10 protein-coding genes are annotated in these 13,614 nt (G+C 65.1%); 4 read left to right on the forward strand and 6 right to left on the reverse strand.

Features of this window, described 5'->3' with window-relative positions; translation table 11 throughout:
- Positions 1-58 precede the first annotated feature (58 nt).
- Together QW881_RS16195 and QW881_RS16200 are read right to left on the reverse strand one after the other, a co-directional pair.
- Positions 59-2,014, reverse strand: coding sequence for an HlyD family type I secretion periplasmic adaptor subunit (locus QW881_RS16195; RefSeq protein WP_315756607.1), 1,956 nt, complete (start codon positions 2,012-2,014; stop codon positions 59-61).
- A 3-nt stretch (positions 2,015-2,017) separates the two neighbouring features.
- Positions 2,018-3,880 carry a type I secretion system permease/ATPase gene (locus QW881_RS16200; RefSeq protein WP_316158532.1) on the reverse strand — a complete coding sequence of 621 codons (1,863 nt, stop codon included), beginning with the start codon at positions 3,878-3,880 and terminating at the stop codon, positions 2,018-2,020.
- 777 nt (positions 3,881-4,657) lie between these two features.
- On the opposite strand from QW881_RS16200, the gene QW881_RS16205 reads away from it, so the two are divergent.
- Genes QW881_RS16205 through QW881_RS16215 form a run of 3 tightly spaced genes read left to right on the forward strand, consistent with a single transcriptional unit; the run spans position 4,658 to position 7,802 of the window.
- Positions 4,658-4,840 carry a hypothetical protein gene (locus QW881_RS16205; RefSeq protein WP_316158533.1) on the forward strand — a complete coding sequence of 61 codons (183 nt, stop codon included), beginning with the start codon at positions 4,658-4,660 and terminating at the stop codon, positions 4,838-4,840.
- Complete coding sequence (locus QW881_RS16210) at positions 4,837-6,768, forward strand: ethylbenzene dehydrogenase-related protein (RefSeq protein ID WP_315738085.1); 1,932 nt, start codon at positions 4,837-4,839, stop codon at positions 6,766-6,768. The genes QW881_RS16205 and QW881_RS16210 overlap by 4 nt, the downstream gene beginning before the upstream one ends.
- Positions 6,768-7,802: a 2Fe-2S iron-sulfur cluster-binding protein gene (locus QW881_RS16215; RefSeq protein ID WP_315756604.1), complete on the forward strand. Its 1,035-nt coding sequence runs from the start codon at positions 6,768-6,770 to the stop codon at positions 7,800-7,802. The genes QW881_RS16210 and QW881_RS16215 overlap by 1 nt, the downstream gene beginning before the upstream one ends.
- 40 nt (positions 7,803-7,842) lie before the next feature.
- Here the strand turns inward: QW881_RS16215 and QW881_RS16220 are convergent, their stop codons facing one another.
- Positions 7,843-8,700, reverse strand: coding sequence for a VOC family protein (locus tag QW881_RS16220; protein ID WP_316158534.1), 858 nt, complete (start codon positions 8,698-8,700; stop codon positions 7,843-7,845).
- A gap of 150 nt (positions 8,701-8,850) precedes the next feature.
- On the opposite strand from QW881_RS16220, the gene QW881_RS16225 reads away from it, so the two are divergent.
- Complete coding sequence (locus QW881_RS16225; protein WP_316158535.1) at positions 8,851-10,161, forward strand: NAD(P)/FAD-dependent oxidoreductase; 1,311 nt, start codon at positions 8,851-8,853, stop codon at positions 10,159-10,161.
- Here the strand turns inward: QW881_RS16225 and QW881_RS16230 are convergent.
- The 3 genes from QW881_RS16230 to QW881_RS16240 are packed head-to-tail and all read right to left on the reverse strand — an operon-like array spanning position 10,158 to position 13,593.
- Positions 10,158-11,786, reverse strand: coding sequence for an ABC transporter ATP-binding protein (locus tag QW881_RS16230; protein WP_315756601.1), 1,629 nt, complete (start codon positions 11,784-11,786; stop codon positions 10,158-10,160). The genes QW881_RS16225 and QW881_RS16230 overlap by 4 nt on opposite strands.
- Complete coding sequence (locus QW881_RS16235) at positions 11,783-12,613, reverse strand: ABC transporter permease (protein ID WP_315738080.1); 831 nt, start codon at positions 12,611-12,613, stop codon at positions 11,783-11,785. The genes QW881_RS16230 and QW881_RS16235 overlap by 4 nt, the downstream gene beginning before the upstream one ends.
- Positions 12,614-12,615: 2 nt before the next feature.
- Positions 12,616-13,593 carry an ABC transporter permease gene (locus tag QW881_RS16240; protein WP_315756600.1) on the reverse strand — a complete coding sequence of 326 codons (978 nt, stop codon included), beginning with the start codon at positions 13,591-13,593 and terminating at the stop codon, positions 12,616-12,618.
- Between the last annotated feature and the right edge of the window lie 21 nt (positions 13,594-13,614).

Consider the following 13,614-nt stretch of genomic DNA (forward strand, 5'->3'; position numbering starts at 1 on the left):
CTGACGCGGTCTGCGTTCATTCGTGAGCGATGACGCCGACCGCGGCTGTTCGGCCTTGTTACTCCACGAAGGCGCGGCGCCACTGGTCGAGAACCGGCTTCATCAGATAGCTGAGCATCGTCCGGCTGCCGGTTTGAACGTAGACTTCGGCCTGCATGCCGGGCATCAGGTTGACGTTACCAAGCCGCTTGCGCTCCTCGTCGGACAGCGTGATCCTGACCGTGTAGAAGGTGGTGCCGGTTCGCGGGTCATTGGTGATGTCAGGCGACACGAACGAGACCTGGCCGCTCAATTTCGGCGTGGTGCGCTGGTTGAAGGCGTTGAAATGGACCATTGCATCCTGCCCGGTGTGGACGTGATCGATGTCCTTGGGCTGGACGTGCCCTTCGACCTGGAGTTCGTCCGAATCGGGGACCAGCTCCATGACGGTCTCACCCGGCTTGATGACGCCGCCGATGGTGTGGACCGCGAGCTGGTGGATGGTGCCGGAGTTCGGCGCGCGCATCTCGATGCGGTCGAGCTGGTCGCGCGCGGCGACGCCCTTCTCGACCAGATCGCCTTCCTTGGCCTGTGACTCGCTGAGATCCTTGACCACCTCGCTGCGGAAGTCCTGATCGATCTTGACGGTCTGCAGCTCGGCTTCGCTGATCTTGGACCTCGTCTCGGCCACGCTGGAGACCAACTGGCCGCGTTCGCCGTCGATTCGAGCGGCTTCCCGCTGCAGCGTCGTCAGTCGCGTCAGCGGAACGAGCCGCTTGTCGTAGAGCTCCTGCACGCCGGCCAACTCGCCCTTGATCAACTCGATCTGCTTGTTCTTGGATTCGAGCTGGGACTCCATGCCGCTGATCTCGTTGTTCAGCTGGACGATGCGGCCTTGCAGCAGCTCCTTCTGGCTCTTGCGGGTCGTGGCACGGGCCTTGAACAGCGCGTTCTCCGACGCGATGACGGTGCGGACATTTGGATCGTCCTGACGTGAGGTCAGCGTGGACGGATAGTCCGGCTGATCGAGACCGTCACGCTCGGCCGAGAGCCGCGCAATCTTGGCGCGCTGTTCGTTCAATTGCTTGGTGATCGCCTGGAGCTGGGCCTGGCTCTGCGTGGCGTCGAGCCGCACGAGCAGATCGCCCGCCGCGACGCGCTTGCCGTTGTCGACCTTGATCTCGGCGACGATGCCGCCGGTCGGATGCTGAATGGCTTTCACGTTGGACTGCACCACGAGATTGCCGGGGACCACGATCGCGCCGGCGAGAGGCACGAGGGTCAGCCAGCCGCCGCCGAGAACGCCGGCGACAAGCAGCACCCGCAAGCCGAGACGCAGCTCGTTCTCGAACATGCGGCTGACGCGCGGCACCAGCGATTCGTCCGAGCCGTCGTCGAGATCGGCCGCCGTTCCTTGCGTCGCAATGAAGGTCATGCCGGTGGTCAAGGCCGTGCCGGCGGTGCCGACCAGGCGGCCGACCCGGGTTTGCGGAACGACAGGCGCGTGCGCCAGGCGGGCAGGGAGGTTCTGCTGTCCCATCGGCCGCGGCGCACCGACGCCGAAATTGCCGTCGCGTCGCGCATCCTGCAGGTCGAGCAGGGGGGCCGAATTGCCGCCCGCCATGCGTGCAGGCGGATTGCGCTGGGGTGGCGACAGCTCCGGCTCGTAGCCACGCATCGGTGCGGGCTGCTGCCAGTCCATCTCGCGGATGCCTTCACCCCGGCGTGCCCGGGGCGCCTGGGCGCCGAGACCGAACAGCGACAGCGACGCACCGAGGGCGCGGCCCATGGTGCTGCCCTTCTTCTTCGAGCGCGGCTTTGGCCTGACTTGCGACGGCGGCGGACGCCGGCGCTTCTTGCCGCCGTCACGTGCGCCGCGGCGCTGCCGCGGGTCCTCGTCTGAGCCGTCGTCGAATGCGCCCTGCAGCCGCTGCAGTTCGAGAATCAATGCATCGCCCTGCGGACCGACGGCGCGGGTCTTCGGTCGCACATAGTCGTCGTCGTCGAAGGGCCTGAAGTCGTTGATGTGTTTCATTGATCAAGCGCTTTCTGCTGGGGCGGCGCGACGAAGCGAGCGGGCGTTCGGATTTGGCGCCGCTGCGGGAGCTGCAACCCTGGGCGGAGCAGGGGCATGCGCGACGGCAGGTCCCGCGGCCTTGTTGGCCCCGGCGACGCGGGCAAAGATCTCCTGGCAGGGCCCGAATGCGATCGCCTTGCCCTCGTACAGCACCAGCGCCATGTTGAGCGCATTCAGCGCGCTGGGACGGTGTGAGATCACGATCACGATGCTCTGATTCTGCTGCCGCATGATCTGAATGGCGCGGCTGAGCGCGTTCTCGCCGTCGGTGTCCAGATTGGCATTTGGCTCGTCGAGGACGATGAGAAACGGATCGCCATACACCGCGCGGGCCAGACCCACGCGCTGCCGCTGACCGGCCGACAGCGACATGCCGCCTTGGCCGATTCGCGTCGAATAGCCTTCCGGCAGCCGCAGGATGATGTCGTGCACGCCGGCGATCTGCGCCGCCTTCAGAATCGCATCCGAGCTCGCATTCTCGTCGAAGCGGCAGATGTTGTCGGCGATGCTGCCATCGAACAGGGCAACGTCCTGCGGCAGGTAGCCGATGTGGCGGCCGAGATCCTCGTTGCTCCATTGGTCGAGCGCTGCGCCGTCGAGGCGGACGGATCCATGCTGTGCAGGCCAGATGCCGACCAGCGCCTTCGAGAGCGAGGTCTTGCCGGAGGCACTCGCGCCGAGCAGTGCCAGACCCGTGCCTGCCTTGATCGAGAACGACACGTTTTGAACAATCGACCGATCGGTGCCCGGCGCGGTGACCGTCAGCTCCTGTACGGTCAGCTCGCGGAACGGGCGGGGCAACGCGACCGGCGGCGCTTCCGGCCTAGCGGTGGCCTTGCAGATATCGCGCAGACGCGCGATGCCCTGGCGCGCGGCGACCAGCTGTTTCCAGCTGCCAAGTGCGATCTCGATCGGGGCGAGCGCGCGGCCCATCAGGATCGACGAGGCCATCATCACGCCGCCGGAGGCCTGCTCGGAGACGACGAGCGCCGCGCCGATGCCGAGCATGCCCGACTGCAGGATGAAGCGCAGCACTTTCGCGGTGGCCCCGAGATTGGCATAGACATCGCTCGCGCGAATGTTGTCCTTCAGATAGCGCTCGTTGACGGCGTTCCAGCGTGCCGAGAAGCGATCCAGCATTCCGAGCGCGCGAATCACCTCGGCATTGCGCTGGGTGGCATCGGCGAGAACCTGCCGCGCAGCGCTCGTATCGCTGGCGGATTTGCTCGCCTGACGTGACAACCGGTCGGTCACCAGCGTCATCGAGATGATTCCGACCGTGCCGATGACGGCCGTGATGCCGATCAGCGGATGAAACAGAAACATGCCGATCAGGAAGATCGGTATCCATGGCATGTCGAGAAAGGCGGTTGGTCCCATGCTCGACATGAAGGCGCGGAGCTGGTCGAGATCGCGCAGCGGCTGCTGCATCAGCATCGGCTTGGTGCCGCGCAGGGGCAGGGTGGCCAGAGCGTGATGAATCGCGTCCTGCAAGCTCGCGTCGAACACGGTCGCCACCCGGCAAAGCATGCGGGTGCGCAACGCGTCGAAATAACCCTGAATCAGATAGACGGCCAGAATCATCACCGACAGGCCGACGAGCGTGGCGAGATTTTTGCTCGGAACGACGCGATCATTGACCTGCATCATATAAACCGAGCCCGAGAGCATCAGGATATTGATGACGCCGCTGAACACGCCGATGCCGGCCATGCGTTTGACAGCCTGGCGCAACCCGCGCGTCACCGGATCGTCGCTTCCCGAGAGAAGGTCGTTGAGGGCAGCCGCGGCTTTCGTTCTCGGGCGGTCTTGAGCCAGACTCATCCAGGCGCGTCTCCCAAAACACAGTGCTTCACTCCGCGCTATTGACAGTCGATACCGACGATTTTCCGGCAACAATTGGACACGTGGGCAATTCTGTCGCAGCGTCGCGGGTACAGGACCGGTGCGAGGTACAATGCGCCCGGCCGGCTCTGAAAAGTTGTGGCGTCGTTCAGCGCGATCGGGTCTGCGCGAAATCTGCCCGAGATCGTCGATAGTTGCAGCGTGATAACAGCCATCGGCATGCGACGCGCGTCACACATTCGTCCGTCTATCACCTTGGTTCCGTACTCATTGGTCGCGGTCCGGGCCGAATGACGCCACGAAGGCGAATAAATCTTCCTGCGGTGCAACGCACAGGCGTTGTCATCTCGATCATGCGGTATTCGATGATGGTGCTGAGAACGATCATGATGGAGGCGGCAACACGAGGACGTGCGGCTCCGCGCACCAATCCAAGACGTGCAATCAGCTCAGCCGGCCATGGTGGCCGAAGATGTGTTCTATCATCGAACGTGCGGCCGCTGTGGAACCAGTGACCCGTCCAGCATCGGGCGCACGAGATCAACATCAACTCGAGGGAGGACGAAGCAGATCAGTCCGCGGGTGATCCGAGCAACTCGTCACCGGCTCGGGCCGCGGCAGCTGATCGACCATAGGCGTGATCCAACCGATCACGTTCAGGCGTAGCGGGGCAACGATTGGGTGCTGAACGGCGCTGTGACGCCGAAGTCGGACGAAGTTGCTCACTTAGTAAAGCGTATCCGGGGGACGACAAAGTTGCTGGACGACATCACCATCGAGACGCGTGATGCGGGAATGGATTCGGGTCGAGGGGCGGCCTGCAGGGTTGAATACTTAATCATCCTGTGCCGGATCGATCCGCTGAGACGAAATACGGTCGCCGGGTCGGCGGTGAATCGCGCCGATCGCGTGCGCGCAGCTCTGGAGGCGCACGCATGAAGATCCGCAAGACCGACTATGGAACGATCATCCTGCACTGGACCCTGGTTGGGGCCACTGTGATCGCCTTCATGACAGGGCTTCGCATGGCGACCGAAGCGCCTGGACACGCGTGGATCGCAAACAATCTCGACTGGCTGCTGCCCCGGCACCGGACCTGGACCTGGCACATGCCGGCTGGGGTCGTGCTCGCGAGCGTGGCCCTCGCCTACATGATCTATATCTCGAAGTCAGGGCTCGGTCGCCGCGTCACCATCGACAAGATGCGCTTCAAGGGCTTGCTCGGCCGCCGGCCGGCGCGGCTGGGATCGATCAGTGTGATGCTGCACTGGGTGCTTTTCATCTCCATGGCGATCCTGATCGTCACCGGAGGCATGCTCTTCTTCGGCGTGGCCTCTGGCTACGTCACCATGATGATCCACTGGTACGCGACCTGGGTGATCCCGGCCTTCGTGGTGCTGCACGTCCTGGTTCACTTCAGCATCGGCGGAAAGATGCAGCTCTATCGCGTGTTCCGGCCGGCGCCCTTGCCGCCCCCGCCGCCGAAGCTCGATCCCGTCGAGCTCCTCACGATGCTGGTCGAGCAGTCGGAAAAGCTGGAGGAGGCGGAGGCGCCTCCGAAGAGGCCGGCGCCCGCTGCGCGGCCTGCAGCGCGTGAGCCGATGCCGGCGCCGCGGCGCATGGAGGAGCCGATGCGGGCGCGCTCCGAGCCGCGTGTGCCGCCAGGCCGCATGCGTCCGCCGCCGGCACCTGCCAAGGGCAATTCCCGCCGCCGCAATCCGAGCTTCCAATCCAACCCGTTCATGGTCGCGATCGCCGCAGCCATCGTGATCGGTTCGGCGATGTTCGCCGCCGACTACTACGCCGAGGACACCGTCACGGTGTATCGGATTGCCACGTCCGATGCGCCGACCCTCGACGGAGATTCGTCGGATCGTGTCTGGCGCAACATCCAGCCGCACATGGTCACGACCAACCAGGGCGACAATTTCGACGGTACCGGCGAATCGCGGGTGTGGATCAAGGCAGCGCATGACGGCACGTGGGTCTACTTCCTCGTCATCTGGGAGGATCCGACGCGGTCGTTGAAGCAGCTGCCGCTGATCAAGAAGGCGGATGGCTGGCATCTCCTGCAGAACGGATTCGACAAGGGCGACGAGAACGACTTCAACGAGGACAAGTTCTCGCTGTTGTTCACGACGCTGCCGATCACCTTGGCCGCGGACCGAACGTTTCACATGAGCTCGCAGCCGATGCCAGACAAGCCGCCGACCCTGTCCGGTCGCGGCATCCACTACACGCCGGCGCCGAATCTCTATGCCGACGCCTGGCTGTGGAAGGCGACGAGCGGCGGCCCGACCGGATGGATGGATGATGATCATTTCGGTCCGCCTGCGGAGCCGACACCGGATCAGGTCAAGGGACTCACGCCCTACAAGGGCGGGTTCGCATCGGATCCGGGCACAGCGAACTATTCGGACAATTTCGTGATCGACAGGGAGGCCGCAAGACTAGGGAATCGGGGTGTGAGACCGAAGCGTCTTCCGAAGGACGTCGCCGCGATGACCGCCGCGATGGGCGAGATCAATCTCGATCCGAACATCGGCGAGAGTGAAGGCGCACGCTGGTTCATGACGGAGGCCGAATCCGTGCCGTATTCGGCCGAGGCGGATGCGCAGACGCCGATCGGGACCGTCGTGCCCGGTGTTCTCGTCAGCGGTGAGTTCACCGGTGATCGCGCGGACATCCGTTGCGCAGCGCGTTGGGCCGCGGGCCATTGGACGCTCGAAATTGCCCGCAAAATGGACACGAAAAGCAAGTACGACGTTCCGATCAAGAATGGCGTGTTCATGCGTGTCGCAGCGTTCGACCATACCCAGATCAGACATACGAGGCAGATCCGGCCTATGCGACTTGAGGTGCAGTGATGGGTAAGATTTGCAAAATCCAGTACAACAAGGAAACGTTCTACGCGAATGTGGGCGATATCCTGCTCGACGGCGCCATCAACAGCGGCGTGGATCTGCCCCATGACTGCCGCAGCGGAATCTGCGGATCCTGCAAAGTGACGGTCGTCGACGGCAAGCTGTTCGGCGGCATGGAAGGCGACATGGCGCATGCGTGCCAGGCGCGTGTGGTGTCCGACCTGAAGATCATCACGGAGCCCGTGCCGGACACGGTAACAATGAATTGCGAGGTGGGTGATCTCGTGCGGCTCGCGCCCGATGTCGTCGGTGTCACCATCGAGATGCCGAAGCCGCTGCGATTCTTCCCCGGGCAATACGCCAAGGTCCAGTACCGCGGTTTTCCGACGCGTTGCTACAGCCCGACCTATCCGATGGTCGGCGCGCCCGACAGCCATCTGCTGTATCTGCACATCCGCATCCTGAAGGATGGCTTGGTGTCGTCGGCGCTCGGCCGCGACATCCAGGTCGGCCATCGCGTCAAGCTGACGGCGCCGCTGGGCACTGCGTTCTTCCGGCAGAAGCATCGCGGTCGAATCATCCTGGTCGCGAGCGGCACGGGCTTTGCCCCGATGTGGGCGATCGCGGTCGCCGCCATCACCGAAAATCCGAAGCGCGAGATCGTCTTCATCGTTGTGTCGCGCACCTTGCAGTCGTTCTACATGCATCAGGCGTTGTGCCGGCTCGCGCGCTTCCCGAACGTGAAGATCATCCCGATCGTGTCGGAGCCGCAGAACGTCTCGCCGGCGATTCGCAGCGGCCGGCCGACCGAACACATGCCGGAGCTCACACCGAACGACGTCGTCTACACCTGTGGCGCACCGGCCATGACGGAGGCGGTCGCTAAGATGGCGCGCGGGGCCGGAGCGAAGTGCCATTGCGATCCGTTCGTCTCATCGGCGCAGCCCTCCGAGTCGAGCGGCGGACTCATGAATCGGCTGGTCGGGTGGCTCGACAGCCAGCGCGGCCGGCCGGCCATGTTCCAGCCGGCGGAATGAGATCGTGGCGGCCGCGACGCGCGCGGCCGCAGTCCGGCGCTCAGCCGGCCACGAAAGCGAGCAGAGTGCCCGTGGCCGATGCGGGCGGCACGACCAGGCTCGCACCGCTGCGCACGGCTGCAGCCCGCAGAGCCTTTTCGGTCGTGGTCAGATCATGTGAGGCCAGCACCAGGCCGGCGCCGCCCCGCTCCGGCAGACCGGCAAGCGACACGCCCGGATAGCGCGCTGCGAGTTGATCCCTGGTCAGGAACACGAAATCGGCGCGGTCACCGCCCGAGGTGACGGTCACGGCGCCGTCGGCTTCGTCTCGCCCGTCGCGATCGATCAGGCGCGACAGGTGAGCCGCATCCTTGGCCGGGTCCGGCGTCACGATCAGCGCCTGCTTCAGTTGCCTGGCGGCGTTGGCATGGCGCATCAGTTCCGGGATCCACACCGTTTCGCGCGTCTTGTGTTGGCAGGCGAAGATGCGCAGGCCGCCCGGAGCCTCCGCGACCGGCCATTGAAACACGCGGAATTTCGCGGCCGAGATGCTGCCGTCGGGCAGCGGCACCGGACGCTCGAAGTCGATGGGACCAATCGGCTCGAAGCCCTTCGCGCGAATTTCCTCGGCGCCGGCCGCGGAATCGATTGCCGTGAAGGCGATGCGCTCGATGCCTTCGCCGCGCTGGGCGAGGAAGTTGCGGGTCGGAACGTTATGGTCGGTCTCGGCGAGGATGCCGAGCAGCTCGATGTAGTCCGGATCGAGCATGATGGTGTAATTGCCGGATCCCATCTTGGCGCTGTGCGTGCCGCGTGGAGACAGCGTAAAACCCAGCCGCTTCCAGGTCTCCGCCGCCGCGTCGAGATCCTTCACCACGACGACCGCGTGATCGATACCGATGACATTCTTGAGGGCCACGCGTTTGTCTCCTTGCAGCGAACTTGGCATATTGGCGGCCGAACTATGCCCAATCGACCCATGCGCCGCAACCGGCGCTGCGGGGCGCTGGGCGCAAGGCAAGATCGACCTCCGGGATGTTGGTCGATCAGCAAGGATGAGCTGTCCTCCATGAGCATGACCGCAGAGAACGTTCAATGGCCGCCGTCCTTGTGGACGGCACAGACCCCGCCTAGCCCTGATCTGCCCGTGCTACAGGGCAGCTTGCAGGCCGATGTCGTGATCATCGGCGGCGGCTTCACCGGCTTGTCGACGGCACTGCATCTGCGCGAGGCCGGCGTCGATGTCGCGATCGTCGAGGCGATGGAGCCGGGCTGGGGCGCCTCGGGCCGGAACAACGGCCAGGTGATCCCGACACTGTCTCGCCCGGATCCCGAGGATCTCATCGCCCGTCACGGCGCTGCCGGCGAGCGCTTCGTTGCGATGCTGCGCGACAGCGCTTCCGCGCTGTTCGAGACCGTCAGGCGCTACAGGATCGATGCGGAGCATGAGCAGGCCGGGTGGGTGCAGCCGGTGCATTCGCCCGGGCGGATCAAGATCGCCGAGCGTCGATTCAAGCAGTGGTCGAAGTTCGGCGCCGATGTCGAGCTGCTCTCACGCGACCAGACGCGCGACATGCTCGGCTCGGACGCGTGGCATGGCGGCTTCTGGAACAGGACCGGCGGCCACATCAATCCGCTGGCGCTCGCGCGCGGGCTGGCCCGAACGGTGCTGAGCCTTGGGGGCCGCATCTACGCGCGCTCTCCGGTGATCGATTTCGAGCGGCGGGGGGATCGCTGGGTCGTGCGCACCGTGCAGGGCGAAGTGTCGGCGCGCGCGCTGGTGCTGGCGAGCAATGCCTATAGCGGCGAGTTTTCCAAGGCTCTCGCTCCGGCCATTGCCCATGAGGTGATGCCGGTGCTGTCCTGGCAGATGGCGACGCAGCCGCTGTCGGACAATGTGCGGAAGACGGTCATCCCGGCGCGGCAGGCGATGTCCGATACCCATGGCGAACTCTATTTTGCGCGTTACGACGCCCGCAACCGACTGGTCACCGGCGGCGCCGTCATCGGTCCCGGCAACAAGGCCGAGCGGCTGAAGGCGCGGGTTGCCGCGCGTCTGCAACGGTTGTGGCCTGTTATCGGCGAGGTCAAATTCGACTACGTCTGGAACGGCTATGTCGGCATGACCACGGACTACATGCCGCGCATGCATCGCCTCGGTCCTGATGCCTATGGCTGGACCGGCTGTAACGGCCGGGCCGTGGCGCTCACGATTCCGCTCGGCGCTGAGCTGGCAAAGGCCGTGCGTGGCGTACCCGCCAACGAGCTGGCGCTGCCGTTCACGGAGCCGGTCACCATTCCGGCGCACGCCCTGCTGCGTCCGTTCGCGCCGCTGATGCTGCTCTTGTACCGATATCGCGACGCGCGTGAGATCGGCTAAGACGTGGGATGTTCGGTCCGGGCGAAGTCGCCGCCCGGAATGGCCTCGAGCAGAGCCTGCGTATACGGATGCTGCGGGTTGCCGAACACGTCGTGCGTGGGTCCATGCTCGACGACGACGCCGTCCTTCATGACCGCGACCAGATCGCAGATCTGGGCTGCAACGCGCAAGTCATGCGTGATGAAGATGATCGACAGGTCGAGCCGCTCGCGCAGGCTGGTCAGCAGCTTCAACACCTGCGCCTGGACGGAGACGTCGAGCGCGGACACCGGTTCGTCCGCGACCAGCACCTTGGGCCTCAGTGCCAGCGCGCGCGCCAGCCCGATGCGCTGACGCTGACCTCCGGAGAACTCATGCGGGAAGCGATCGGCGGCGGACGGGTCGAGCCCCACCAGGCTGAACAGCTCGCGCGCCTCGGTCAGCGCCTGGTCTCGGGCGGTGCCATGCACGATCGGTCCCTGCGCCACCAGCTCGACCGCCTTGCGCCGCGGGTTCAGCGAGGCGAACGGGTCCTGAAACACCATCTGCATCTGCTGGGTCCGGCTTCTGACCTCGCTGCGCGAGAGGCGAGCCCAGTCCTGACCGTCGAGCAGGATCGTTCCTGCATCGGGATCGATGAGGCGGATGATGCAGCGGGCGAGGGTGGATTTTCCGGAGCCCGATTCGCCGACAATGCCGAGCGTTGCGCCCTTTGGCAGTGCGAGCGAGACGTCCCTGACCGCATGGGTGACGCGCTCGCCGCGGCCGAGGAAGCCACCGGTGCGATAGGTCTTCGAGACGCCGGAGATGGTGAGGATCGTCCGGTCCGACAGCTCGCGTGCCGGGGGCGCCGCCACGGGCGGCACCGCGGCGATCAACTGCCTGGTGTAGTCATGCTGCGGCCGTTGCAGGATATCCGCCGCCGCGCCCTGTTCGACGACGATCCCATGCTGCATCACGACGACGCGGTCGGCGATCTCGGCGACGACTCCGAAATCGTGGGTGATGAACAGCACCGCGGTCTTGCGCCGCTGCTGCAGCTCGCGGATCAGCTTGAGGATCTGGGCCTGCGTCGTGACATCGAGCGCCGTGGTCGGCTCGTCGGCGATCAGCAGCTTCGGATCGAGCGCCAAGGCCATGGCGATCATCGCGCGCTGGCGTTGGCCGCCGGACAACTCGTGCGGATACGCCTTCCCCGCGCGCGGCGGATCGGGAATATGGACGTCGGACAACAGGGACAGCACGCGCGACCTGATCTCGGCCTTGGAGAGATCGGTATGGATGTCGAAGACCTCGCCGATCTGGTCGCCGATCGTGCGCAACGGATTGAGCGCGGTCATCGGCTCCTGGAACACCATCGCGATCTCGGCGCCGCGAATCCTGCGCATCTCGGCCGCCGTGGCGGTGCAGAGATCGCGCCCGGTAAACAGGATGCGTCCGCCATCCGTGCCTACACCGTCGGGCAGCAGCCGCATGATGGCATTGGCCATCATCGACTTGCCGGAGCCGGATTCGCCGACGATGCAGACGATCTCGTTTTCGGCGATCGCAAGCGAGACCTCGGAGATGGCATGCGTGCGGTCGGCGCCTTTCGGCAGACGAACGCTGAGGCGATCGACGGTCAGAACGGGCTGTGCTGGACTCATCGCTGCTTCAGCCGCGGGTTCAGTGCATCGTTGAGACCCTGGCCGACCAGCGACACCGCAAGCACGGTGATGAGGATGGCAACGCCGGGGATCGCCGACACGTACCACTGCACGCGCAGCACATCGCGCCCGAGACCGATCAGGTTGCCCCAGGAGGCGACGTTGGCGTCGGACAGCCGCAGGAAGGCGAGTGCACTCTCCAGGAGGATCGCGACCGCCATCACGACGCCGGCATAGACGATCACCGGGGGCAGCGCGTTGGGCAGGATCTCGCCCAGTATCAGCTGGGTGTCGCGCATGCCGAGCGTGCGGCCGGCCTGGACGAATTCGCGGCCGCGCAGCGACAGGAACTCCGCCCGGGTCAGCCGCGCTGGCGCGGGCCACGACACGATGCCAACCGCGATCGTGACAGTCGTCAAGGTCGAGCCGAACACCGCCACCAGTACCAGCAGCAGCACGAAGTTCGGCAGCGTCTGGAAGGCCTCGGTGATGCGCATCAGGATGTTGTCGACCCATCCGCCGTAGTAGCCCGCGAGCGCGCCGACCATGACGCCGATCGCCACGGCAATCAGCGTCGCGACGCCGCCGATCAGGAGCGAGATGCGGGCGCCATGAAAGATCTGGGCGGCAATGTCGCGGCCGGAATTGTCGGTGCCGAGCAGGAAACGCGGATTGGCGAACGGCCAGATCAGCGGACGCCCGGCGAGCGCGAGCGGATCGCGCGGATAGAGATAGCCGGCGCTGATCGCCATGCCCACCACCACAAGAAGCAGGATCAGGCCGAACACCGCGGAGGGACTGCGGAAATAGCGTTTCACGGCGTCCATGCTCAGTTCTCCGCCGTGATGCGCGGGTCGAGCCGCGCATAGAGCAGATCGGTGATGAAGTTGACCGCAATCACCAGGAGCGCGGAGACGAACACGATGCCGAGCAGGGTGTTGAGATCGCGCTGGACCACCGATTCATAGGCAAGGCGTCCGAGGCCAGGCAGCGAGAACACGGTCTCGACGACGACGGAGCCGCCGAGCATCGTCCCCGCCTGCAGTCCGATCAGCGTGACCATCGGCAGCAGCGCGTTGCGCAGAACGTGGCGGGTGATGATGCGGGTCTCGTCGAGGCCCTTGGCACGTGCGGTGCGGACGAAATCGAGGTTCTGGACCTCGAGCATGGATGCGCGCATGATGCGCAGATAGATGGCCAGGAAGATCAGGCCGAGCGTCAAGGACGGCAACACCAGGTGGCGGGCGATGTCGAGCACGCGCCAGAGGCCGTTCGTGACCGCGCCGATATCCTCGAAGCCGCCGGCTGGCAGCCACTGCAGGTAGATCGAGAACACGACGATGGCCATCAGACCAAACCAGAACGACGGGGTAGCGTAGAAGATCAACCCCACGGTGGAGATCAGCGTGTCGGGCCACCGGTTGACGTCGCGCGCAGCGATCACCCCGAAGACAAGACCGAAGAAAAAGGCAAAGGACAGGGACGAAGTCATCAACAGCAGGGTCGGCGGCAGCCGCTCCAGGATCACGGCGGCGACGGGCTTGCCGTAGATCGCGGAGAATCCGAGATCGAGGCGCACCAGCCGCCACAGGTAATTGGCCAGCTGCATCGGGACCGACAGATCCAGCCCATAGAAGCGGCGCAACTCGCGGGCAGTCGCAGCATCGCCGCCGCCCATCTGGGCCATCATCGCGTCGACCGTGTCGCCCGGCGCGAGTTGCAGCAGGAGAAAGACGCCGATCAGGATCAGGAACAGGGTGGGGATCGAGGCGGCGAGCCGCCGCCCCGCAAGGCTCAAGATGCGCATGGCCTTATCCTGACGGATTCC

It is taken from the genome of Bradyrhizobium sp. SZCCHNS3016 (genome assembly GCF_032484535.1).
GTDB lineage: Bacteria > Pseudomonadota > Alphaproteobacteria > Rhizobiales > Xanthobacteraceae > Bradyrhizobium.

Bases quoted from the DNA above. Each gene is read 5' to 3' on its own strand.
- QW881_RS16235 (WP_315738080.1), bottom strand. From the start codon at position 12,613: ATGGACGCCGTGAAACGCTATTTCCGCAGTCCCTCCGCGGTGTTCGGC.
- QW881_RS16210 (WP_315738085.1), top strand. From the start codon at position 4,837: ATGAAGATCCGCAAGACCGACTATGGAACGATCATCCTGCACTGGACC.
- QW881_RS16195 (WP_315756607.1), bottom strand. From the start codon at position 2,014: ATGAAACACATCAACGACTTCAGGCCCTTCGACGACGACGACTATGTG.
- QW881_RS16225 (WP_316158535.1), top strand. From the start codon at position 8,851: ATGAGCATGACCGCAGAGAACGTTCAATGGCCGCCGTCCTTGTGGACG.
- QW881_RS16230 (WP_315756601.1), bottom strand. From the start codon at position 11,786: ATGAGTCCAGCACAGCCCGTTCTGACCGTCGATCGCCTCAGCGTTCGT.
- QW881_RS16200 (WP_316158532.1), bottom strand. From the start codon at position 3,880: ATGAGTCTGGCTCAAGACCGCCCGAGAACGAAAGCCGCGGCTGCCCTC.
- QW881_RS16215 (WP_315756604.1), top strand. From the start codon at position 6,768: ATGGGTAAGATTTGCAAAATCCAGTACAACAAGGAAACGTTCTACGCG.
- QW881_RS16240 (WP_315756600.1), bottom strand. From the start codon at position 13,593: ATGCGCATCTTGAGCCTTGCGGGGCGGCGGCTCGCCGCCTCGATCCCC.